This is a genomic window from Streptomyces melanosporofaciens, from assembly GCF_900105695.1.
Lineage (GTDB): Bacteria > Actinomycetota > Actinomycetes > Streptomycetales > Streptomycetaceae > Streptomyces > Streptomyces antimycoticus.
This window is the reverse complement of record NZ_FNST01000002.1, coordinates 7,536,894-7,558,846: the sequence shown is the minus strand read 5'-3', so window position 1 is coordinate 7,558,846 and position 21,953 is coordinate 7,536,894. Positions and strand designations below refer to the sequence as shown.

The following is a 21,953-nucleotide window of genomic DNA, read 5'->3' as shown; positions in this document are numbered from 1 at the left end:
GAGCTCCCACACAGATCTTGTCAAGACTCCGGGCGGGCTCATGGTTGCGCTCGGCGCGGGGGCTTGCCAGAGTGAGCGGCATGAACGGCTCCGGCGGCACCGCGTACGACGCCGCAGGACGGCCGCCGTCCCGCCCCACCGGGCCCCCGCGGGTCCCCGGCCGTTCCCCGCTCAGCCTCGCCGACGTGCTGCGGCTTCCGGTGCTGGCCGCCGGGGTGCCGGAGGTGGTGTCCGGCCATGGGCAGCTCTCCCGGCCGGTCCGCTGGGTTCATGTCACCGAACTGCTCGACCCGGCGTCCTTCCTCAAGGGCGGGGAGCTGGTGCTGACCACCGGGATGCCACTGCCCGAGGACCCGGCGCTGGTCCGCCGGTATGTCGACGAGCTCGCGGACATCGGCGCCGCCGGGCTGGTCATCGAGCTGGTGCGGCGCTACCACCGGCCGCCGTCGGAGCTGGTACGGGCCTGTCTGGCGCGGGACTTCCCGCTCGTCCTGCTCTCCCGGACCGTGAACTTCGTGGAGGTCACCCAGGTGCTCCACTCCCTGATCGTCGGCAGTCAGGTGGAGAGCCTGCGCCGGGCCCAGGACGTCCACGACACCTTCACCGCGCTGACCCTGCGGGGCGCCGGGCCCGAGGAGGTGGTGGACATGGCGGCCGAGATGAGCGGGCATCCGGTGGTGCTGGAGAACCTGGTGCACCAGGCGGTGATCTGCGGTTCGCCGGGGCGCGGCGTGGAGGGGGCGCTGACCGGCTGGGAGCGGCGCTCACGCGCCACGCCCTCGCCCGACCGGACCGGGCTGAGCGGTCCGGAGGACTGGCTGGTGACCGCGGTGGAGTACCGGGGCGAGCGGTGGGGGCGGCTGCTGATGCTCCCGGACGGGGCCGGGCACTCGGCGGTCGGCCCCGAGGACGCGATGGTCCTGGAGCGCACCGCCACGGCCCTGACCATCGCCCGGCTCACCCGTCACACCCGCTGGGAGCGGCGGGCCCAGCGCACGCTGCTGCTGGACCTGGTGGAGCAGCGCTGCCGTTCGACGGGGGAGGCCCGGGCCAGGGCCGAGGCGCTGGGCGTGCCGGTCGCGGGCCGGAGGCTGATGGTGGTGCTGGTCAGCCCCGGCCCCGGCGCCGGGGAGACCACCGAGTTGGAGGACCGGCTGACCGACGAGCTGGGGGCGGCCGGGGCCGCCGTGCTGGTCGGCGCTGTGCCCGGTGACCACATAGGGGTTCTGCTGGCCCTGCCCGCCGCCACGCCCTGGCGGCCGCTGGTGGAGCGGCTGAGCCGGTCGGTGCGCGAATCCCGTCCGGATGCCGTGATCAGCGTCGGCTCGGAGGTGTCGGAGCTGGCGCAGACCGCCCGGTCGTTCCAGCAGGCGGCGCGGGTCGCGGACGCCGCCGTTCCGGGGACGCCGGACAAGGCGTTCCACGAGCTGTCCGATATCGGGCTGCGGCAGTTGCTGTACGCGCTGCGCGGCGATGTGCGGCTCCAGGAGTTCGTGGAGCGGCAGTTGGGACGGCTGGTGGACTACGACGAGCGGCACGGCACCGATCTGCTGCCGGTGCTGCACACCTTCCTGGACGCGGCGGGCAACAAGACGGTGGCCGCCAAGCGTGCGAACCTGTCCCGCCAGGCGTTCTACCAGCGGCTGCATTCCATAGAGCGGGTGCTCGGCTGCGATCTGGAGTCGGGTGAGCAGCGCACCCAACTCCATGTGGCGCTCACCGCCTTCCGTCTGTTGCGGCTGTCCCGGGGCCCCGCCCCGTCCTGACATGGCGACGCGCCATGGCCGGCCCGAATTCGGGCCGGCCATGACGCGTCTGTCGGCACCCGCGGGGGGCGCGTCATTTGACGAAGTCGTCGACGACCTTTGGCGGCCAGCAGCCCACGTTGAGGACGCCTATGGAGTAGGCGCGGGAGACCAGGGCGGCCCGGTTGGGCACCCGCAGCTTCCGCAGCAGCCGTGTCACGTGGTACTCGACACCCTGCCGGCTGAGGTAGAGCCGGGAGGCCAGCGGGATCGTGGAGAGCCCGGCCGCGATGCCCTCCAGAATGCGTGCCTCGGTCTCGGTGAGGAGCTTCTTACGGTCGGTGACCATGTCGACCTCCTCGCCGCCCGCCGCGGGCCGCAGCACCACGAGGATCGAGGCCACATGGGCGGAGCCCTCGCGCACGGCGACCGCCGTGAGCCCGCTGGTGAAGGCGGCCCCCTCGGCCCCGATGGCCACCACATGGGTGGTGAACCGGTGACGGGAGCCGTCGAGGAGCCGGCTGAACTGCCGCTTCACCGCCTGCCGCACACTGGGGTGCAGAAGGTCACTGAAGTCACGGCCGCACACGTCCGTGGAGGCGTCGTCGAACTGCCGGAAGAACTCCCGGTTCGCCTGCTGGACGGTGAGCGACGGGTCAAGACAGACGACACAGGCCCCTGGCTGGTCGAACTGGCGCAATAGATCCGTGTACTCGGTCTGCTCGTGTCCAAGCTCGTGGGGGGTTGGCCGAGCCGAATCGGTCAGTAAAGGCAATGCCAAGGGACTGCCATCCCTTCCTAATTCTCAGAATTTGGAATTGAATACCAGATATTCAATTCCAAATGTTCATTTCAGAATTGAGACTAGGGATCTACGAGCACGGAAGTCAACGTCAACAGGGGTGTCGCCCCCAATCCTGTGGTGGGGTGCCCCGAAGGTTCGGTCCGCACCCCACCCCTTCGGTGGGCCGGTACGGTCGGTTCACGAATCCTCGTCAAACACCGACCAATTATCGCCGTTAACGCTACGTTCATAAATCCATGCGAGGCAGCAGCTCGATGAGCTCGCGGCGTCCGGAGACGCCCAGCTTGCGATAGGAACTCGTCAGGTGCTTCTCGACGGCGCGGGAGCTCACCCCCAGCTCGGCGGCGGCCTCCTGGTTGGTGAGGCCGCGTCCCACGAGGGAGGCCACGGTGCGCTCGGTACGGGTGAGGGCCGCCTCCGGCGGGGCGGCCGACGCACCGCTGCCGTCCGCGGCGCGGATCCGCTCGACCAGCCAGGGGACCCCGCACGCCGCGGCCAGCGCCCCGGCCTCCTGGAGTACCGCCGCCGCCTCGCCGCCCGATCTCAGCTGCCGGCCCAGCAGCAGGAGCGTGCGGGCGAGTTCCAGTTCATCGGCCGAGGCGCGCAGCACATCGACCGATTCCCGCAGCAGCCGCACCCCCTGGTCACCGCCGATCAGCCGGGCCTTCACCCGCAGCGCGCGGCCGAGCGCCACCGGGGCGCCCCACTCCCTCGCCCGCAGCAGCTCCTCCTCGGCCAGCGCCCCGGCCGCGCCGGGGTCGCCGACGCGCCGGTGAAGTTCGGCCGCCCAGGGCCGCCAGGCGAAGAGCACGGGATTGCGCCAGCCCGAAGCCTCCAGCTGCCGGCCGCAGGCCAGGAGGGTTTCCAGGGCGCTGGTCCAGCGTCCGTTCCCGGCGTCCTGCGCCGCCTTGGCGAACTGCAGAGTCGCGGTCAGGGCCAGGCTCGAGGAGCGGCGCCGCCCGGGACCGTCCAGAATCCGCTCGATCAGTACCGGGTCCTGAAGGTCCAGGGCGACGCGGGTGAGGGCGAGGGTGGAGACGACCCCGGCCTCCTGCCAGTGCACCTCGGCCAGCCGCACGGCGCGCTCGGCGTACTCACGCGCCTGGGAGACGCGCCCCCGGGCGCTGAGCACCATGGCCTGCTGGACGTTGACGAGCGCGTCGGCGACCGTGCCGCCCTGCCGCCGCGTCTGCTGTTCCATCGCGAGCCAGGAGCTGATCCCCCGGACCGAATCGGCGGCGACCAGCCCGATCACCACCAGCGGCAGCGGGGTGTGGACCTGTTCTGAGGTGGCCGGTTCGCGCTCCAGGATGCGGTTCGCCAGCCGGGAGACCTCGGCCGCGGACCATCGGGCGGTGAGCACCGCCGAGTTGAGCAGCACCGCCGTCAGCTCACGCTCGGCGGCGGTGATCAGCGCCGGCTCCTCCCCCAGCGCGGACAGCCGCTCCACCGCGGCGGCCAGCTCCGCCGGATCCTCGTGCCCCGCGTGCCGCAGCCGCGCCTCGAGCCGCAGCGCCACATCGCGCGCCGTGCCCTCCAGCGAGGTGGCGGGCCCCAGGTCCTCGGCGACCTGGTGCAGCAGATCGATGGCCGACGGGGGCCCCAGGCCCACGATGGTCGGCGAGATCCGCAGGGCGGCGGCGGCCCGGAGCCGGGGCGTGGTCAGCAGGGGTATCGCCTGGGAGATATGGCGTTCACAGGCGGCCGGGTCGAAGCCGCGCTCCGCGGTGGCCAGATCGATCAGCAGCCGGGCCCGGCCCTCCCCCGCCAGCGAGCCGTCCAGAAGGGCGCGGCGCAGATAGCGGGCGGCGGTACGCGGCGCTCCGCGGCGCAGCGCGGTGTCCGCCGCGGCCCGCAGCACCTCCACCGCCCAGGGATGGCCCGAGTTGGTGACGGCCATGAGCTGGGCCGCGACCAGTTCGGCGGGGCGTCCGTTGTGGTAGAGCAGGGCCGCCGCGGCGTCGTGCAGCCGCTCCCGTTCCGCCACGGTCATCGAGGACTCGACCGCGTCCTGCACCACCCGGTGGAGGAAGCGCGGCTCCTGCTCGGCGGCGAGCAGCCCCACCTCGTGGAGGTCGCGCAGCGTGGCCAGGAAGCCGATCGGGTCCAGCCCGGCCAGCCGGGCCAGCAGGTCCGGTTCCGCCTGGCCGCCGAGGACCGCGATGGCCGCGGCCAGATCCCGCGCCGGCCGCGGCTGGACGCGCAGGGAGCCGGCCAGCCGCTCGCGCAGCAGGGCGGGGCGCAGCGAGCGGACCGCCTCGACCTGCCCGGCGGTGGGCCGCAGGCCGCCCACGGCCAGCTCCGCCAGCACCGACTTCAGGAACAGCGGGTTGCCGGCGGAGGTCTCATGGCAGGCGCGGGCGAACTCCTCGTCCCCCGGCACGCCGAACTGCTCGTGGATCACTTCCTTGGTGGCGCCCAGCGACAGCGGCGCGGGGCGCAGCACCCGCCGCGCCGCGTCGACGACCTCCCGCAGCAGGGGGTCCCCGGGGCGCCGATAGCCGTCCCGCAGCCCGCAGACGACCACGGCGCGCAGCCCGTGCAACCGCTTGACGAGGAAGGCCAGCCAGCGCAGCGACGGTGCGTCGACCCACTGCAGGTCGTCCACGAGGATGAGCAGCGGGCTGTCGGCGCTGACGGCGGCCAGCGCCGAGCGCAGGCCGTACAGCGCCTCCTCGGGCATGGTGAGGGTTCCGCCGTCGTCGAGCAGCGGGGCGTCGTCGGAGAAGACCGTCCGGTAGAGGTCGCCCTCTTCCCCCAGCCGGGACTCGTGGAGTTCCCCCGGGGCACCGGTCAGCAGGCTGTCGAAGAGCTGGCGGACCACGCCGAGGGTGAAGTCCTGCTCCACCGGCGCGGCGTTGGCGCGCAGGACGCGGATCTCCTCGCCGTCGGCGAGCATCGGCAGCTGCTGCAGCAGCGCGGTCCGGCCGATGCCCATGGGGCCGGTGAGCAACACCAGCGACGAGTCGCCCGCCGCCGCGGCCCGCAGGGCCTCCGCGACCTGGGCCAGTTCGGCCTCCCGCTCAAGCAACATCCGTTCCGCCTCCCTCTGCCGCCCGCAGCAACGCGATCAGCTCCGCTCGGCCGCTGATCCCCAGCTTCCGGTACGCGCCGCTGAGCCTCAGCTCCACGGTGCGTCTGGTGACAGAGAGGGTTTCCGCTATCTCCCGGTTGCCATGGCCGAGTCCGACAAGGGCCGCGGTGCGCTGCTCGGGTTCGGTCAGACTCGCCCACGCCGGATGCGGAACGCGTCCGCGAACGGCGGACGGCCCGGCCCGCTCGGACAGCGCGCGCACGCGTGCGACCAGCCGGCTGGAGGACCGGTGGGCGATGACGAAGCTGAACAGCTCGGCCACCAGGGGGGCCGCGGCCTGCGGGTTCCCCGCGTCGAGCTCGGCCGTGGCCAGCTCCATCAGGGACCCCGCGTAGGCGAGTCGGGCCGGGGTGCCGCGCAGGGTGGCCACCGCCTCGCGGAGACGGTCGACCTGCCCCTCGCGGGCCACCCGTCCGGCGCCCAGCTGAGCCCAGCCGATCGTGTTGGGGGCGCCCCACAACCGGGCCAGCGTGAGCTCCTCATCGGTGAGCCGCCGTGCCTCCTCGTGGTCGCCGAGGGCGTCGTGGACCCGGGCGGCCATCGAACGCCATGGCATCAGGGCGGGGTTGATCCGCCCGCGGCCCAGCTCCCATCTGCCGGTGGACCGGAACAGCTCCAGCGCCTCGGGCAGCCGGTCGTCCTTGACGGCCACCAGCGCCCTGGCGAAGAGCAGATAGCCCCAGGAGGCGCCCTCCCGCGACTCGGCGGGCGCGGACGCGCCCGCGAGCACACTGGCCTGGCCGACATCGCCGTTCTCCAGGGCGATGAGGATCCGGATGGCCATCAGATACGGGACGGTGTGGCGATGCCAGAGGGAGCGCGGCAGTGACCGCTCCGCGGCGGCCACGTCCCGTTCGGCCATGTCGAGCCGGCCGCGCCGCAGGTTCAGCTCGCCGCGGACGGCCAGGGCCTGGGCGGCGGCCGCGCGGGCGTGCCGCCTGCGCAGATCGGTGTGGAGCACGTCCAGCCGGACCTCGGCCTCGTCCAGGTCGTCGGTCAGCAGCAGGGTACGGGCGGCGGTGAGCCGGGGCAGGATCAGGGCCCCCGCGGCGCCGTCCACGGTGAAGACCCGCTGGGCCAGCGCCCTGGCGGTGGGCAGGTCCTCGCCGCGCAGGGCCAGGCGCCAGGCGAGCGCCGCGGCCTGTACCGGGCAGGTGGGGTCGGGAGGCAGCGGTGGGATGCCGTCCGGGACCAGATCGGTGTCCTCCTGCCCGGCGGACTCGGTGAGCCAGAACAGCCCGGCCAAGGCCCCCCGTTCCTCGCCGTCGGTGAAGGGCAGCACATCCGCGATCGCGCGGCGCAGAGCCTTGTCGTCGCCGCGGGAGAGCCCCAGGTCGGCGGCGCGTACCCGGATCCGGCCGGGCCCGCCGTCGCCGGTGCGGATGATCTCCGCCAATCGGCGGCCCGCGGCCTCGGGGACGGCCAGCACTTCGATGGCGGCCAGTTCCAGGCCCAACTGGGCGCGCGGCGCCGGGTCCAGCGGCTCCTGAAGCGCCCGCGACAGACAGGCGATCGCCTGGGCGGTCCGGCCCCCGCGCAGCGCGGCGGCGCAGGTGCGGCGCAGTACGGGGATCACCCAGGGCTCGTCGACCGGGCGGGCGGCGAGCAGCAGCCGGGCGATGTCCTCGTCGGGTACGGCCGCCCGATAGGCCAACTCGGCTGCGCGGGCGTGCAGCTCGGCCCGCTCGTCGCCGGGCATCTCGGCGAGGATCCAGCTCCGCACCTCGGGCCGGCTCAGCCGGAGCCCGGTTTCGGTGGCGGTGGCGAGCCCGCTTTCCTGGAGTGCCTCGGGCAGTCCGGGCTCGCCGGCGGCGCGGGGGTCCGCGAGGGCGTACAGCAGGGACAGATCCAGTAGATCGCCGCAGACGGCGAGGGCGCGGACGACGGCGACGGCCGTGTCGGACAGCGCTGCGAGTGCGCGGAGGGCGTATTCACCGCTGACGGCCTCGGCGATCGTGCACAGTTCCGGCACCCGCCCGGCCACCGGTGTGTATCCGCGTCTGATGAAGCGCCTCAACGCCTCGGACAGCACCTCGGGGTTGCCCGCGCTCGCCTCCAGGGCGGCCGAGGTGAAGGCGGTCTCGCCGGGGCGGTCGCAGATCAGCGCCACCGTGGCGGCCACATCGCGCGGGGCGAGCGGGGCCAGCTCGACTTCGAGGGTGATCACTTGGTGCGGCGCGGTGGAGAGGGGGCAGGCGCCGGGGCGGAGCCGGCCGGTGCCGCTCACCAGCAGGGCGATCCGGGCGTCGGGCAGGCGCCGGATGAGCGCCCCGAACCAGCGCAGCGAGGCCGGGTCCAGCCATTCCACATCGTCGACCACCAGCAGCGTGGGCTGTCCACGCGCGGTCCGTAGCAACTCGGTGAGGCCCGGTAAGCGGCTCTCGGGTCCCCGTCCGGTCAGGGCCTTCAGCGAGCCGTCGGTGAGTCCGTCCATCGGGGCCAGCAGCTGTGCCACCACGCCGTAGCGCACCTCGCGCTCGCCCGGCGTCGCCTGGGCGCGCAGAACGCGGTAGCCCTGGTCCTCGGCCAGCCGGGCGGCGAGGTTCAACAGGCGGCTCTGTCCGTAGCCGGGCCTGCCGATCAGCGTCACCACCGAGGAACGGCCCCTGCCGAGATCGGCGACGGTCTGGGCAAGCATGGCCTGCTCTCGTTCACGGCCGGGGAACGGGAGCCCGTTGAGCTGCATGGTGTGACTATATGCCTGGGGCGGGGTGCGGACGTGGCACCCGGTCCCGCGTGCGCGTCAGCGTCGGCCGCGGGAGGCGAAGACCCACGCCGGTGCCTGTGGGTCGGGAAGGCTCGGGGTGCTCAGCACCGAGGCCAGCTCACCGCGCTGACCGACACTCAGCTTCCGGTAGACGCTGGTGAGATGGGTCTCGACGGTGCGTACGGTGACGAACAGCGACTCGGCGATCTCGCGATTGCCCGCCCCGCGCGAGGCCATTTGGGCCACTTTGCGCTCGGTGCCGGTGAGCAGGTCGACCGGTGAGGCGGTGATCTCGCGCATCCGGCCGCCCGCGGCGACCAGCCGGTTACGGGCGTCCTTGGCGAGCGCGAGCGCGCCGCAGCCCTGGGCGAGGTCGACGGCCGAGCGCAGCCGCTCCCGGGCGTCGCGCGGCCGCCCGATGTCCAGCAGCGCCCCGCCGAGCAGGAACTCGGCCCGGGCGTGCTCGGCGCGGGCGGGCGAGCCGGAGAGGTGCTCGACCGCCTCGGTGAGATGCCCGATGCCCTCCTCGCCGGGGGTGGTCACCCCGCGGGCGAGGGCGGCGAGTCCGAAGGCGCGCGGGGTGCTCCAGCGGCGGGCCAGCTCGGCGCCGTGCTCGACCAGATCCCGCGCCTCGTCCGCCCGCTTCTCCGCCGCGAGCACACAGGCCGCCTCGGTCCACCAGGGCAGGAACGCCGGATTGGCGAAACCCGAATCCTCCAGGGAGGCACCGCAGTCCAGCAGCAGCCGCAGCGCGGTGGCGCCGTCGCCGAGCGCCCAGCGGGCTCGGGCCCGGGCCATGAGATACCAGTGGTACTCCATGACGAACCCGTCCAGATTCGGCCGGGTGACGGCGGCCAGCAGTTCCTCGGCCCGCTCCGGTTCGCCCCGGTCGATGAGGATCGTCGCCAGCGCGGTCTGCGGCATGGTCACATTGCCGCTCCAGCGCTCCTCGCCGATGATCTCGACGGCGGTCTGGGCGTCGGCGAGCGCGTCGGGGATCGCGCCGACGCCGTGCAGCAGCATGGCGCGGTAGGACAGGGTGATCACATAGGACCACACCGCGGCGTTGTCCTGGCCCTGGCGCAGCGCATGGTCCAGCGCCTCCATCGCCCCCTCGACCTCGTCGGCCAGGCCCAGGGTGAACGCGGAGAAGAGCAGCGACCAGTTGTCGAGCCGGTCCGAGGAGTCCAGCGCGCGGCGGGCCTGTTCCACGGTCCGCCGCACCGAGCGGCCCTCCATCGCGGACAGGACCGTCATCATGGCGAGCATCTGCCGCTGGGCGGGGGTGTCCCCGGAGGGTTCGGGAATCCGCGCGAAGCGCTCCCGGACCGTGTGGATCGTGGCCTTCTCGTCGGATCCGCTGATCAGCAGCGCCGATTGGACGAGGGTGCGCAGCTCACGGTCGCGCGGATCGGGGTCGGGCCCCAGCTCGGCCTCGAGCTCGTCGAGCACCTCGCTGAGCACCCGGACGGCGGTCGGCGACTGCTGGACGGTGAGGCAGGTGAGGCCGAACTGCACGGCGATGGGCGCCTTGGTGCGAACGTCGGTGGCCAGCGTGAGCGCACGCCTGAGCAGGCGGATGGCCTCGGCGGGATTGATCTCCGCGAGCGCCTTGGCGAGCGGGACATGGGCCGACAGACTGTCCGGCTCCGCCTCCAGGACGCGGTAGAGATAGCGGGCGGCGGCCTCCGGGGCGCCGCGGTGCTCGGCCTGGACGGCGGCCTCCCGCAGCACCCAGCCCATCCAGGGCTGGGGGGTGCCGGGCACCAGCAGCACCTGGTTGGCGACCTCCTCGGCGGGCCGTCCGGCATCGCTCAGCAGCAGGGCCGCCCGGGCGCGCAGCTCGGCCAGCGGCTCCTCACCGGCGGCCTCCAGCACCGCGGAGCGCACCACGTCATGGGCCAGGTCCGCCCGGTCCGGCGCCATCACCTCGGCCCCGCGCAGCAGTTCCACGGCCTCCGCGACCCGGGCCGCGGGCACCCCGGCCAGCGCGCCGATGTGCTCCACGTCCTCCTCGCCGAGCACCGCGATGGCGGTGGCCACGTCCCGGACCCAGCCGGGCCGGGCGTCGAAGAGGGCACGCACGGACAGGGCGACCACGTACTGCCCGACCTCGGCGATCTCGCGCAGGCCGCTCTCGTCGGGTGAGACGCCCTTGGCCCGCAGTTCGCGCAGCAGCCGGGTGACGGTCAGCGGATTGCCGCCGCAGACGGCGGCGGCGCGCCCGGCGAAGGCGTGCGCGACGGGGGCCGCGAAGACCTGGCGGGCCATTTCGGCCACTTCTAAGTCGGTCAGCGGGTCGAGGCGGATCACCGAGGAGCGGGGCTGGGCGAGGATGTCCGCCAGGGTCGCGGGGGCGACCGGTTCCTCCTCGGTGCGCTGGGCGAGCACCACCAGCAGCGGCAGCTCGTCGGCCCGGCGCAGCAGGAAGTCGATCCAGCGCAGGGACCGCTCGTCGCACCAGTGCACATCGTCCATGACGAGCACGAGCGGGCCCTGGGCCATCAGGTTGGCAGCCAGCCAGTACAGGCCGTGCAGCACCGGGTAGACGGAGGCGGCCGTGGACGGCCCCTCCTCACCCGGATGGGGGCTGAGCGCCGGGAGGGCTCGGCGGGCGCTGCCGCGCAGCAGCGCGGATTCCTGGGCGTCCTCGGCCGAGAGCCCGAGTCCCCCGAAGAGTGCACGTACTCCGCTGTAGCCGGCGCCGGCCACCACCTGACCGCAGGTGCCGTGCAGAACGGTCATCTTCCGGCAGACGTCGCTGTCGAGGAACGCGCGCAAAAGACTGGTCTTGCCGATTCCGGCCGGGCCCGCCAGGGCCACCAGACCGGAACGCCCGTTGTGGGCGGCCTCCGCGTGGGCGGTCAGCGCCGCGAGTTCGGCAGCGCGCCCGACAAGCGTGCCGGGTAAACCGGAATCGATTTTCCGGTCCACCACGCAGCCTCCTCGCGCCACAAAAAGCGAACAACTTTCAGAAAAGTGTGCTACTGCCGCGATCAGGAGGCTACATGACCGCTGTCATGACGATCAATATCGATCAGTGAAGCCCGGAGACGGAAGGCGTGGTGAGGGCGATCACCATTCCGTCCCCGGGCCTTCGGTATCACTGTGTGGGTACGAGGCGTGAAGTCGTCTATGGCATCTCCTTTCGTGGGCTCACGTTCACGGGGTCATGTGCCCTTCTTCCAGGGCGGCTTCCAGCGCGAGGGCAGGTGGGTGGAGCTCGAACCAGACGACCTTGCCCGCCGCGGTGCAGGTGGAGCCCCAGCAGCGGGAGAGCAGGTCCAGCAGATGGAGTCCGCGGCCGCCTTCGTCATCGCCGCACGGCCGGCGCACCCGGGGCTGTCCGGGGTCCTCGTCCGCCACCTCGCACCGGAAGGCGCGGTCGACGGAGCACAGGGAGAGCGTCAGGCGGATCGGTCCGCCGGCGTGCCGCAGGGCATTGGTCACCAGCTCGCTGACGAGCAGCTCGGCGTCGTCGGAGAAGTCGTGCAGCGCCCATACCCCGAGCTGGGCGATGGCCAGCCGCCGGGCCCTGGGCACCGACGAGGGCTCGGAAGGCAGCAGCCACGACGTCCCGCCACTGGTGGCGGGAGGCCGGGCCGTCTCGGGCCGGCGCTCGGTGCTCACCGGGGCGCCGCGCGAGAGGGAAACGGTGGTCGCATTCATGTCGACTGATCGGGACTGATCCGCGGGGCGGGGATGGCACGCCCGTCGGGAAGGAGTTCACCCGCGTCCGCGAAGATCACCACTCCGTTGCAGAGCAGGCTCCACCCCTGCTCGGGGTGGGTGGCCACCAGACGCGCCGAATCATGATCCGATGCGTCGGCCGACGGACAGGGAGGTTGGTGGAGGCACATGGTCCGAACCTTCGATCTTCCACCATGGACTGGCGGAACTCGTTTCCGAGGTCACCATGGTGGGTCGGCGGAGCGGTGCGCGACGAGGGGAGATCTCCCCGCATCGGTACCCGAACCCGCCCCTGGCCCCCGGGGAGGTCACGGGTGGCCGGCGTCCGCTCACCCTCGGTGAAACACCGCCCCGGCGGGCGGCCCACCCGCCCGAAGTGCGTGCGGTGGCTCCCGGCCCGGGCATAGCCTGGAATGGAGGGCTTCGGGTCCGTGCGGGCATCGGCCCGTCCGTCCGAGCCCGGTGCGAGGCATCGATGGGTGCGGTGGTGACGAGCACCCCGACCGGACGGCAGACAGTGAGGCTGCCGGCCGAGGTGACGAGTTTTGTGGGACGTCGGCATGAGGCGGCCGAGGTCAAGGAGATGCTGTCCGCGTCCCGCCTGGTCACCCTCACCGGCGTCGGCGGAGTGGGCAAGACCCGGCTGGCGCTGCGGGTCGCGGACGAGGCGCGCCGGGCCTTCCCCGACGGCGTCTGGCTGGCCGAACTCGCCGAGCTGGACAACCCGGCCCTCCTCGCCCAGGGCGTCACCGAAGCACTGGAGATACGGGACCACTCCCCCCGCCCGGCCCTCGACGTCCTCGTCGACCATCTGCGGGACCGGCAGGCACTGATCGTCCTCGACAACTGCGAACACCTCCTGGAGGAGTGCGCCCGGCTCGCCGACCGGCTGCTGCGCGCGGCGCCCCGGCTGCGGCTGCTGGCCACCAGCCGTCAGGCGCTGGGCACGGCCGGTGAGCAGAGCCTGGCCGTCCCCACCCTGGGGCTGCCGGACCCCGAGGGGCCACGGCCCACCCTCGCCGCGCTCGCGCGGTGCGACGCGATACGGCTGTTCACCGAACGGGCGGCGGCCATCGTGCCCGGATTCGAGCTCACCGAGGACAACCGGGAGTCCGTCGAGCTGATCTGCCGACGGCTCGACGGCATCCCGCTGGGGATCGAGATCGCGGTCGTACGGCTGCGCGCGCTGTCCGTCCAGCAGCTGCTGGACCGGCTCGACGACCGGTTCCGGCTGCTCACCACCGGTTCCCGGACGGTCCTCCCCCGCCATCAGACGCTGCGGGCGCTGATCGACTGGAGCTATGAGCTGTGCAGCGAGCGGGAGCGGCTGCTGTGGGCCCGGGTCTCGGTGTTCGCCGGAAGCCTGGACCTGGACGCGGCCGAGGCGGTCTGCTCGGACGAGGGCATCGACCGCGAGGAGATCCTGGACCTGGTGACCGAGCTGGTGGACAAGTCGGTGCTGCTCAGGGAGGAGCACCGGACGACGGTGCGCTACCGGATGCTGGACACCCTGCGCAGCTACGGCCGTGAGCGGCTGGCGGCCGCCGGGGAGGAGGCCGTACGGCTGGGCCGCCATCGCGACTACTACCGCGGGCTCGCCGCGGACGCGCGGGCGGCGCTCTTCGGACCGGCCCAGGTGCAGTGGTTCGCCCGGCTCCAGCTGGAGCACGCCAATCTGCGCACCGCCCTGGAGGGCTGCCTGACCGGGCCCGGGCAGATCGGCCACGGTCTGGAGATGGCGGCCGATCTGCTCTACCACTGGATCACCAGCTACTACCTCGGCGAGGGCCGCCGCTGGCTGGACCAGGCCCTGGAGCTGTGCACCGAACCCACCGGGGCACGGGCGCGGGCCCTGTGGACCGACAGCTGGCTGGCCGTCATCCAGTCGGACACCGACACCGCCGCGGCCATGCTCGAGGAGAGCCGGTCCATCGGGACCCGGTTGGGCCTGGACCCGGTGCTCGCCTACACCGCGCTCTACTCCGGCATGGTCGCCATGTACCGCGGCGAGACCCGATCCGCGATCGCGCTCTACGAGGAGGCCGTGACGCGCCATCGCGCGACCGGCGATCCGGTGGGGCTGGCCCTGGCGCTCATCCGGCTCTCGCTCGCCCACTCCTTCATCGGCGACTCACCCCGCGCGATCGCCCTGGGCGAGGAGTCGCTGGCGGTGTGCGACGCGTACGGCGAGGGCTGGCACCGGGCCTACACGATGATGGCGCTCGGCCTGGACGTATGGCGCCAGGGCGACACCGCCCGGGCGGCCGCCCTGGAGAAGGACAGCCTCACGTTCAACCGCTCGCTGGACGACCCGCTGGGCGTCGCGGTCAATCTGGAGGTGCTGGCCTGGATCGCGGCCACCGACCGGGACCACACCCGGGCGGCCAGGCTGCTGGGCGCCCTGCGGACCATCTGGCACGCCATCGGCGCCGCCCACTCCGGCTACGGGCATCTCGTCCACTACCACGACGAGTGCGAGGCCACGGTGCGGCGGGCACTGGGCAAACCGGCCTTCAACGTGGCGTCCAAATCGGGCGCCCGGCTGTCCTACGCCGAGGCGCTGGTATACGCGCTCGAAGACGAAATGCCCAGCGAGGAGACGGCGGTGGGCGGGCGGCCATCGCCGCTGACGCCCCGGGAGTCCGAAATCGCGCAACTGGTCGCGCAGGGGCTCAGCAACAGGGAGATCGCCTCGTCCCTGGTCATCGCCCAGCGCACGGCCGAGGGCCATATTGAGCACATTTTGAGCAAGCTGGGTTTCACCTCGCGTGCGCAGGTGGCGGTCTGGGTAGCGGAACAGCACCGCACCGCGGAGGCCGATGGCGCACACCCGCCAGGGGGTACGGTCTGAGACCGCGCCGACATTCTCAAGGGGCAAGAGGCGGAATTCTATTCGATACGGGCGCACATGTCCCCGAAGTTTTCACAAGCCCCACGAAAATCCTCGCCCGGCCCGGCTTCGAGGGATCATGCGTCAGGCTCGAGGGACGAGCCGCAACGGCCGTGTCAGCGCGTCGACGCGACCCATGCGACCGAGGAGGTCCCGCCGTGACTGTTGCCGCAGTCGGCAATACCGGTGATGCCACGGAACTTTTCCGCGGCACCGCCCACAGCCCGTCGTTCTTCGCGCTCAACCGCGCCGGGGTCACGGGTGGCGGACAGGAGCTCGTGGACTTCTGCATCCCCTGCAATCCCTACTTCCCCACCCCCGCCATGTTCGCCGTGATGGCGGTCAGGCTGCGGGACATCCTCACCTACTACCCGAGCTCCGCGGAGACCATCACCGCCGAACTGGCCGATGTGCTCGGGCTGCAGCCGCAGACCATGGCGATGGGCAACGGCTCGACCGAGCTCATCACCTGGATCGACCATCTGCTGGTGAAGGAAAGCCTGGCGGTGCCGATTCCCACCTTCGGCCGCTGGACCGACCAGCCGATGGAGACCGGCAAACGGGTCGACATGTTCCAGCTTCCGGAAATGAGCGGATTCGCACTCGACCCGAACGCCTTCGTCAACTTCGTACGCTCCCGAGGCTCTCGGGTCGCCGTGATCTGCAACCCCAACAACCCCGACGGCGGACTGGTGTCCCGCCAGGCCCTCATCGGCATCATGGACGCCCTGGCCGACCTCGATCTGATCGTGATCGACGAGTCGTTCCTGGAGTTCGCGGACGCCGAGGCGTATCCGAGCGTCGTCGACGAGGCCATCCTGCGCCCGAATGTGATCGTGCTGCGCAGCCTCGGCAAGAACTTCGGGCTGCACGGTGTGCGCTTCGGCTATCTGGTCGCCAATCCGTCACTCGCCGTGCAGATCCGCTCCCGGCTGCCGAAGTGGAACCTCAACTCCTTCGCCGAGGTCATCGTCTTCATGCTGAAGCGGTACCGGCAGGAGTACGTGGACAGCCTGCGCATGCTCAGCCGCGACCGACAGCAGATGACCACCCAGCTGGCCGGGCTGCCCGGGATGACGGTCTACCCCTCCCAGGGCAACTTCGTCTTCGTCAAGCTGCCGGCCGGAACGGACGGCGGCTGGGTCCGGGACCAACTGCTCTCCCAGCACGGAGTGCTGGTGCGCGAATGCGGCAACAAGCTGGGCAGCAGCAGCCAGTTCATGCGGCTGGTGGTGCGCTCCCAGCCCGATGTGCAGCGACTGCTGACCGGGCTGAGCACGGTGCTGTACGGGACGTCCTTCTACGCTCCGCAGGTCGGCTGGGACCAGCAGCCGTCGCTGTCCTCGGGGTACGCGGGATCCTCGGGGTACGCGGGATTGTCGGGGTCCTGGGGACCTGCCGCCGCGCAAGCGCCGTCGCTGGACTACTCCTACCAGCAGCCGCCCCAGCTGCCCGCGGCGCCCATGGCGCAGGAGCCCCAGCCGATGTACTCCGCGGCCGCCCTCCCGGCCCCGCAGGGCGTGACCGGCGATCCGTACGGGCAGGCGTCCTTCGCGGGTGCCTCGGCGGGGTACGCCCAGCAGCAGCCGCTCGCGGAGCTGTCGCCCGCGTATGTCGCCACTCCCCCGGCCCAGACGCCGCTGTACCAGGCCCCGGCGGCGCTGCCGCAGCCCCAGATGACCCAGCCCCAGATGGCCCAGCCCCAGATGACCCAGGCCGCGCAGCCGCTGATCCCGCAGCAGGCACCGGCGCAGCAGTTCCAGGCCCCGCGGTTGCAGCCGGCCCAGAGCCAGGCGCCGCAGGGCCAGGCGCGGTTCATGCAGATGGCCCCGCAGCCGCAGAGCGCGCCGTACCAGGGCGCCCAGGCGCAGACCGGCCAGATCCCGATGGTCCAGGTCCAGGGCGCTCAGGGGCAGGGGGCAGGGGGCGGGTACAACCTGTTCCGGCCCGAGGAGACGACGGTCGACCAGATCCCGGTCTACGGTCAGGGGGACGCCGGGGTGCCCGAGCCGTCGTCGGTGGAGCGGACGCAGGCCATGACCTACGACCCCGCCGAGCTGAAGGCCGCGGCCGCGGCCCCGGTGGTGCCCCTCAGCGAGCAGGAGGACGACCCGACGGGGCAGACTCCGGCACTGCAGCGCTATCCGCGCCCCGCGGCGTACCTCCAGGACGACTCGATGTCATGACCAAGCCGAGGTCATGACCGTGGCAGCCCTTCGTCGCACGGCCAGGCCGGGGAAACCCCGGCCGCCGCGCAGACCGCGATATGCAGCAGCAGGGGATGGGTGTACGGCTCCCCGTCGCCCGGCCAGTGCACCACACCGGCCTCCTCGGCCCCGGTGGGGCCGGTCCGCCGCCCGGGCGGGCCGGTCACCATGGCGCCGACCGCGTAGACGGCCGGTGCGGGCCAGTTGACCCCGATGTCCGACTGCGGCGGCACGATCCACCACCAGCGCCCGGCGCGGGCGAGGACACATCCCGCCCGGGGCAGCAGGTCCATGACCCCGGGGCCGTGCCGCTCGGCGATCCCCACCGCGTCATAGGCCCGGTCCGTCCGCAGCGCCGACGGCAGTTGAAGGCGGTGGCGTCCGAACGCCGGACGGAATCCGCGCCGGCCGAGCCGGCCGCGGACGAGGCCGGTCAGCGCACCGGCGAAGGCGTACGTCATCTAGGGGCACTTCACAAAGGTCGGGCCGCTTGCGCCTGCGGTCGCCGCGGCAGAACGCGGTAACGGGATCATGACGCAACTATGCGCACCGCCGCGCACACTTGGCAAGGGGCACTCTGAAAAGTGCAGAGTCGTAAGTGCAATGTGTCCGTTCCGCACTGGCCATGGCACACTGCGAACATCAGCGTTGGGGAGGTCAGGGAGGGATTCAGGTGAGCGAACCGCGGTCGGCCCCGACCGTGGGTCAGGTCGTCCTCGGCAAGAGGCTGCAGGACCTGCGGGAGAAGGCGGGGTTCAGGCGGGACGAGGCGGCCAGAGTGCTGCGGGTCGCGCCCGCCACCGTCCGTCGCATGGAGACCGCCGAGGTCGCACTGAAGGTTCCGTATGTGCAGATGCTGCTGGACGCCTACGGGATCACCGGCGACGAGCTCGATTCCTTCATCACCCTGACCGAGGAGGCCAACAAGCCCGGCTGGTGGCAGCGGTTCCACGACATCCTCCCGGACTGGTTCAGCGTGCATGTCAGCCTCGAGGGCGCGGCCGAGATGATCCGGGCGTACGAGCCGCATTTCGTCCCCGGACTGCTCCAGACCGAGGAGTACGCCCACGCGGTCATGCAGACCGGTGCGGTCGGCCAGTCCGCTCCCCGGCAGGCGGAGCGCCATGTGGCACTGCGCATGGAGCGGCAGACGCTGCTCAGCCGGCGGGACGCGCCCCGGCTGTGGGTGGTGATGGACGAGACGGTGCTGCGCCGCCAGGTGGGCTCGGCGGAGGTGATGCGCGACCAGATCGACCGGCTGCTGGAGGCCGTCGAGATGCCGCACATCACGCTGCAGATCTCGGAGTTCACCTCCGGACACCATCCGGGCACCTACGGGCCCTTCGTCCTCTTCCGCTTCGCTGTTCCCGAACTGCCGGACATGGTCTACGTCGAGTACCTGACCGGCGCCGTCTACCTGGATGAGCGCATCGAGGTGGCCTCCCATCTGGAGGCCCTGGACCGCATGGCGGCCCAGGCGGCAACCGCACGACGCACAAAGGAAATCCTCCGCGATTTCCGCAAGGAGCTCTGATCGGAATGGATCGCATTCACAACGGCATGCGCGCGAGCGACCTCGGCAGCGAGGGCTGGCACAAGCCGTGGAGTGGTGGCAACGGCGGCAACTGCGTCGAAGCCATGAGGCTGGACGACGGCCGGGTCGCGATCCGTCAGTCGACCGATCCGGACGGTCCGGCGCTGATCTACACCCGCAGCGAGATCATGGCGTTCATCGAGGGCGCCAAGGCGGGCGAGGCCGATTTCCTCATCTCCTGATAGGCCTCCCGTGCACCGGCCCGCGCACCGTGGCCGCGCCGGTGCCACCGTGGGCCGCCGCCGTATCCGGACACGGCGGCGGCCCACGGGTTTCCGGCCGTCGGCGTCGGACGCTACGAGGCGTCCGCCGCCAGCGCCCGCAGCAGACCGACGGTCAGCGCAGTACGAACCGGGATCGGGGCGAGCACCGTGTGCTCATGGCGGGCGTGGGCGCCGGAGCCGAGGGCGCCGAGCCCGTCGAGGACCGGACGGCCGAGCGCGGAGACGAAGTTGCCGTCGCTGGCCCCGCCGACCGCGGTCTCCTCCAGCTCCCAGCCGTGTTCCGCGGCGACCGCGTGGGCCTGCTCGAACAGTCGGCGGGACGGATCATTGGGGACCATCGGCGGGCGGTTCCACTCACCGGTGACGGTCAGCCGCACCCGCTGGTCGGAGGGGGTGAGGGCGTGCAGCGCGGTGTCGATCCGCTTCATCTCCTGTGGTTCGGCGATCCGGATGTCGATACCGCAGCTCGCCTGTGCGGCGATCACATTGCGCCCGGTGCCGCCGCTGATCAGCCCCACGTTGACCGTGGTTCCGCGCTCCGGGGCGCTGAGCGCGGCGATCTGCGGGACGACCTCGGCCAGCGCGTGGATGGCGCTCGCGCCCGCGAACGGGTCGAGTCCCGCATGCGATTCGATGCCGTAGGCGGTCACATCGAACAGCCCGACGCCCTTGCGGGAGGTCTTGAGCGCCCCGTCCAGCGACGCCTCGAAGACCAGCGTGGCCAGCACGTCCTCGCTCAGCCGCTCGATATGGCGCCGGGAGGCGGGGCTGCCGATCTCCTCGTCGCCGCCCAGCAGCAGCCGCACCGAGGGGTGGGGAAGCTCCAGCTCGCGCAGCAGCCGCAGGGTCCAGACGGCCTGCACCAGACCCGTCTTCATATCGAAGACACCGGGGCCGCTCGCCCGGCCGTCCTCCACCTGGAAGGGCCATTCGGCGAGCGTTCCGGCCGGCCAGACCGTGTCGTAGTGGCACAGCAGCAGTACGGTGCCGGGGGCCGTGCCGCGATAGGTCACGGCCAGCACATCGCCGTACGTCCCGCAGTCGTGGCGCTCGGTTCCGTCCGGCTCGCCGAGCCGGTCGACGAGCCAGCCGCTGATCGTGGCGAGCCCGGCGTTCAGCAGCCGCTTGTCATTGCTCGGCGTCTCCAGCTCCACCAGCGTCCGTAGGTCGTCGATCATCTCGGGCAGCACCCGGACGGTGGCGGCGGCGAGATCGGAGGGGGTCATTCGAGGGGGTCCTTCCCGAGGTGGCGTGGGTGAGGGAGCGGCCGGGGTCAGCGGACGGGCGCGCCGGGGCCGAGCGGGATGCCCAGCGCCCACCAGACGTAGAAGAGCAGGGTCCAGGCCACCAGCATGGCCACGGAGAGCGGCAGGGTCAGCGAGGCGAGGGTGCCGATGCCCGCGGAGCGCCGGTAGCGCTGGAGGAAGCCGAGCGCCATGACGAAGTAGGCGCTCATCGGGGTGATGGCGTTGGTGCAGGAGTCGGCGATGCGGTAGACGGCCTGGGTGGCCTCCGGGGGGATGTGCAACAGCATCAGCATCGGCACGAAGACCGGGGCCACCAGCGCCCACATGGCAGAACCGCTGGTCATCGCCAGATTGATCACCGTGCACACCAGCACGATGCCGACGAAGGCGACCGGGCCGGTGACCCCGAGGTCCTTGAGCAGATCGGCGCCGCGGATGGCGAGCACCTGGCCGACGCCGGTCCACTTGAAGTAGGCGAGGAACTGCGAGATGGCGAAGAACAGCACCAGGATGGGGGCCATCTCCCGCATGCCCTGTGCCATGAAGTCCGGGATGTCACGGCCGCCGCGCACGGTGCCGGCCGCGCGTCCGTAGACCGCGCCGAGGAGGGCGAAGAGCAGTCCGAGCACCACGGCGATACCGGAGAGCACGGGCGATTCGACGATGCTGCCGCCCTCGCCGCGCAGCGGTGACCCGGTGGGGATCATCGCCACCACGACCACCGCGAGAAAGACGAAGAGGGCGACGGTGGCGTGGCGCAGCCCGCGGCGCTCCTCGGGTGCCAGGGCGAGTTCGACCTCCGTGGTCGGCCCGGTCTCCCCGGCGGTGTCCGCGGCCGTCTCCTCCGGCTCGGGCGGAAGCGCCGCCACCCGCTTCACCAGCACTTTCTCGGTGACGAAGGTGATCACGGCGGCCAGCACCACCGAGGAGGCCAGGGAGAAGAAGTAGTTGGACAGCGGGGTGACGACATAGCCGGGGTCCACGGTGTGCGCGGCGGCCGTGGTCAGCCCGGACAGAACCGCGTCCATCGGGGTGATCAGCGGGCTGGCGTCATAGCCCGCCGATACGCCCACGAAGGCCACCACGATCCCCAGGAGCGGACTGCGTCCGACGGCCCGGAAGGCCAGCCCGCCCAGGGGGACCAGCGCCACATAGGCGGCGTCGGACGCGATGTGGGCGACCATCGCGGTGAAGGCCAGGGCGAAGGTCATCCAGCGGGCCGGGACCTTGGCGACACCGGCCCGCAGCATCGCCCCGAGCAGCCCCGACCGGTCGGCGACGGCGACACCGAGCATGACGACCAGGATGGTGCCGAGCGGTGGGAAGGTGGCGTAGTTGGTGATCGCGTCGCTGATCATCGACCGCACCCCGTCGACCGAGATCAGGCTGCGCACCGCCACGGTCTTGCCGCCCGCCGGATCGACCGCGGAGACGTCCGCGGTGGCGAGCCCCCAGCTGATCAGCGCGAGGAGGACGCTGAGTATCGCGAACAGCCAGAAGGGATGGGGAAGTTTGTTGCCCGCGCGCTCGACGGCGCCGAGCACCCGGAGCAGTGCGGACAGCGCCGCCGAGGACTCCCCGGGCCCATCGGGAGGCGTTGCGCCGGGTGGCTTCCCGGGCGTGTTGTCGGGTGTGGTCGTGGTGTCTTTGGAACTCACCGTCCGCACTCCTTCGTCGGCGACGCAGTAGTGGTCGTCCATTAGAGAAGGCATGACGGAATGAGGCAAGTAAAAGAGTTGTAACGCAAGAA

Annotated in this window: 14 protein-coding genes; 5 read left to right on the top strand and 9 right to left on the bottom strand. The window is 71.9% G+C overall.

Going from position 1 to position 21,953, the window contains the following annotated elements:
• Nucleotides 1–80: 80 nt before the first annotated feature.
• Nucleotides 81–1,766: a PucR family transcriptional regulator gene (locus BLV72_RS35140; protein ID WP_093467440.1), complete on the top strand. Its 1,686-nt coding sequence runs from the start codon at nt 81–83 to the stop codon at nt 1,764–1,766.
• A gap of 73 nt (nt 1,767–1,839) precedes the next feature.
• Here the strand turns inward: BLV72_RS35140 and BLV72_RS35135 are convergent, their stop codons facing one another.
• From BLV72_RS35135 to BLV72_RS50415, 6 genes are all read right to left on the bottom strand, one after another.
• On the bottom strand, nt 1,840–2,445 hold the full coding sequence (locus tag BLV72_RS35135; protein ID WP_167746449.1) for a LuxR C-terminal-related transcriptional regulator: 606 nt from the start codon (nt 2,443–2,445) through the stop codon (nt 1,840–1,842).
• A 331-nt stretch (nt 2,446–2,776) separates the two neighbouring features.
• A complete protein-coding gene (locus BLV72_RS35130) occupies nt 2,777–5,584 on the bottom strand; it encodes an ATP-binding protein (protein ID WP_093467437.1) in 2,808 nt (935 codons plus the stop codon).
• Nucleotides 5,574–8,330: an AAA family ATPase gene (locus tag BLV72_RS35125; RefSeq protein ID WP_093467436.1), complete on the bottom strand. Its 2,757-nt coding sequence runs from the start codon at nt 8,328–8,330 to the stop codon at nt 5,574–5,576. The genes BLV72_RS35130 and BLV72_RS35125 overlap by 11 nt, the downstream gene beginning before the upstream one ends.
• Nucleotides 8,331–8,387: 57 nt before the next feature.
• Complete coding sequence (locus BLV72_RS35120; RefSeq protein ID WP_093467434.1) at nt 8,388–11,288, bottom strand: helix-turn-helix transcriptional regulator; 2,901 nt, start codon at nt 11,286–11,288, stop codon at nt 8,388–8,390.
• Between the two features lie 225 nt (nt 11,289–11,513).
• Nucleotides 11,514–12,020: an ATP-binding protein gene (locus BLV72_RS35115; RefSeq protein WP_093467433.1), complete on the bottom strand. Its 507-nt coding sequence runs from the start codon at nt 12,018–12,020 to the stop codon at nt 11,514–11,516.
• Nucleotides 12,017–12,211, bottom strand: a complete 195-nt coding sequence (locus BLV72_RS50415) for a DUF5999 family protein (protein WP_093467431.1) — start codon at nt 12,209–12,211, stop codon at nt 12,017–12,019. Before BLV72_RS50415 ends, BLV72_RS35115 begins: the two co-directional genes overlap by 4 nt.
• Before the next feature lie 377 nt (nt 12,212–12,588).
• Here BLV72_RS50415 and BLV72_RS35105 point away from each other — a divergent pair, with 377 nt between their 5' ends.
• Entirely contained in the window at nt 12,589–14,892 is a 2,304-nt protein-coding gene (locus BLV72_RS35105) for an ATP-binding protein (protein ID WP_244321160.1), read from the top strand.
• Nucleotides 14,893–15,089: 197 nt separating this feature from the next.
• Complete coding sequence (locus BLV72_RS35100; protein WP_093467428.1) at nt 15,090–17,117, top strand: pyridoxal phosphate-dependent aminotransferase; 2,028 nt, start codon at nt 15,090–15,092, stop codon at nt 17,115–17,117.
• Nucleotides 17,118–17,128: 11 nt separating this feature from the next.
• On the opposite strand, the gene BLV72_RS35095 is transcribed toward BLV72_RS35100, so the two are convergent.
• Entirely contained in the window at nt 17,129–17,599 is a 471-nt protein-coding gene (locus tag BLV72_RS35095; protein WP_093467427.1) for a hypothetical protein, read from the bottom strand.
• Between the two features lie 212 nt (nt 17,600–17,811).
• On the opposite strand from BLV72_RS35095, the gene BLV72_RS35090 reads away from it, so the two are divergent.
• Nucleotides 17,812–18,672: a helix-turn-helix domain-containing protein gene (locus BLV72_RS35090; RefSeq protein WP_093467425.1), complete on the top strand. Its 861-nt coding sequence runs from the start codon at nt 17,812–17,814 to the stop codon at nt 18,670–18,672.
• Between the two features lie 5 nt (nt 18,673–18,677).
• Nucleotides 18,678–18,914: a DUF397 domain-containing protein gene (locus tag BLV72_RS35085; protein ID WP_059142886.1), complete on the top strand. Its 237-nt coding sequence runs from the start codon at nt 18,678–18,680 to the stop codon at nt 18,912–18,914.
• Nucleotides 18,915–19,027: 113 nt separating this feature from the next.
• On the opposite strand, the gene BLV72_RS35080 is transcribed toward BLV72_RS35085, so the two are convergent.
• Together BLV72_RS35080 and BLV72_RS35075 are read right to left on the bottom strand one after the other, a co-directional pair.
• Nucleotides 19,028–20,182, bottom strand: coding sequence for a M20 family metallopeptidase (locus BLV72_RS35080; RefSeq protein ID WP_093467424.1), 1,155 nt, complete (start codon nt 20,180–20,182; stop codon nt 19,028–19,030).
• Nucleotides 20,183–20,229: 47 nt separating this feature from the next.
• On the bottom strand, nt 20,230–21,903 hold the full coding sequence (locus BLV72_RS35075; protein ID WP_208906084.1) for an AbgT family transporter: 1,674 nt from the start codon (nt 21,901–21,903) through the stop codon (nt 20,230–20,232).
• Between the last annotated feature and the right edge of the window lie 50 nt (nt 21,904–21,953).

Bases quoted from the DNA above. Each gene is read 5' to 3' on its own strand.
- BLV72_RS35140 (WP_093467440.1), top strand. From the start codon at position 81: ATGAACGGCTCCGGCGGCACCGCGTACGACGCCGCAGGACGGCCGCCG.
- BLV72_RS35130 (WP_093467437.1), bottom strand. From the start codon at position 5,584: ATGTTGCTTGAGCGGGAGGCCGAACTGGCCCAGGTCGCGGAGGCCCTG.
- BLV72_RS35125 (WP_093467436.1), bottom strand. From the start codon at position 8,330: ATGCAGCTCAACGGGCTCCCGTTCCCCGGCCGTGAACGAGAGCAGGCC.
- BLV72_RS35115 (WP_093467433.1), bottom strand. From the start codon at position 12,020: ATGAATGCGACCACCGTTTCCCTCTCGCGCGGCGCCCCGGTGAGCACC.
- BLV72_RS50415 (WP_093467431.1), bottom strand. From the start codon at position 12,211: ATGTGCCTCCACCAACCTCCCTGTCCGTCGGCCGACGCATCGGATCAT.
- BLV72_RS35095 (WP_093467427.1), bottom strand. From the start codon at position 17,599: ATGACGTACGCCTTCGCCGGTGCGCTGACCGGCCTCGTCCGCGGCCGG.
- BLV72_RS35085 (WP_059142886.1), top strand. From the start codon at position 18,678: ATGGATCGCATTCACAACGGCATGCGCGCGAGCGACCTCGGCAGCGAG.
- BLV72_RS35080 (WP_093467424.1), bottom strand. From the start codon at position 20,182: ATGACCCCCTCCGATCTCGCCGCCGCCACCGTCCGGGTGCTGCCCGAG.
- BLV72_RS35075 (WP_208906084.1), bottom strand. From the start codon at position 21,903: ATGGACGACCACTACTGCGTCGCCGACGAAGGAGTGCGGACGGTGAGT.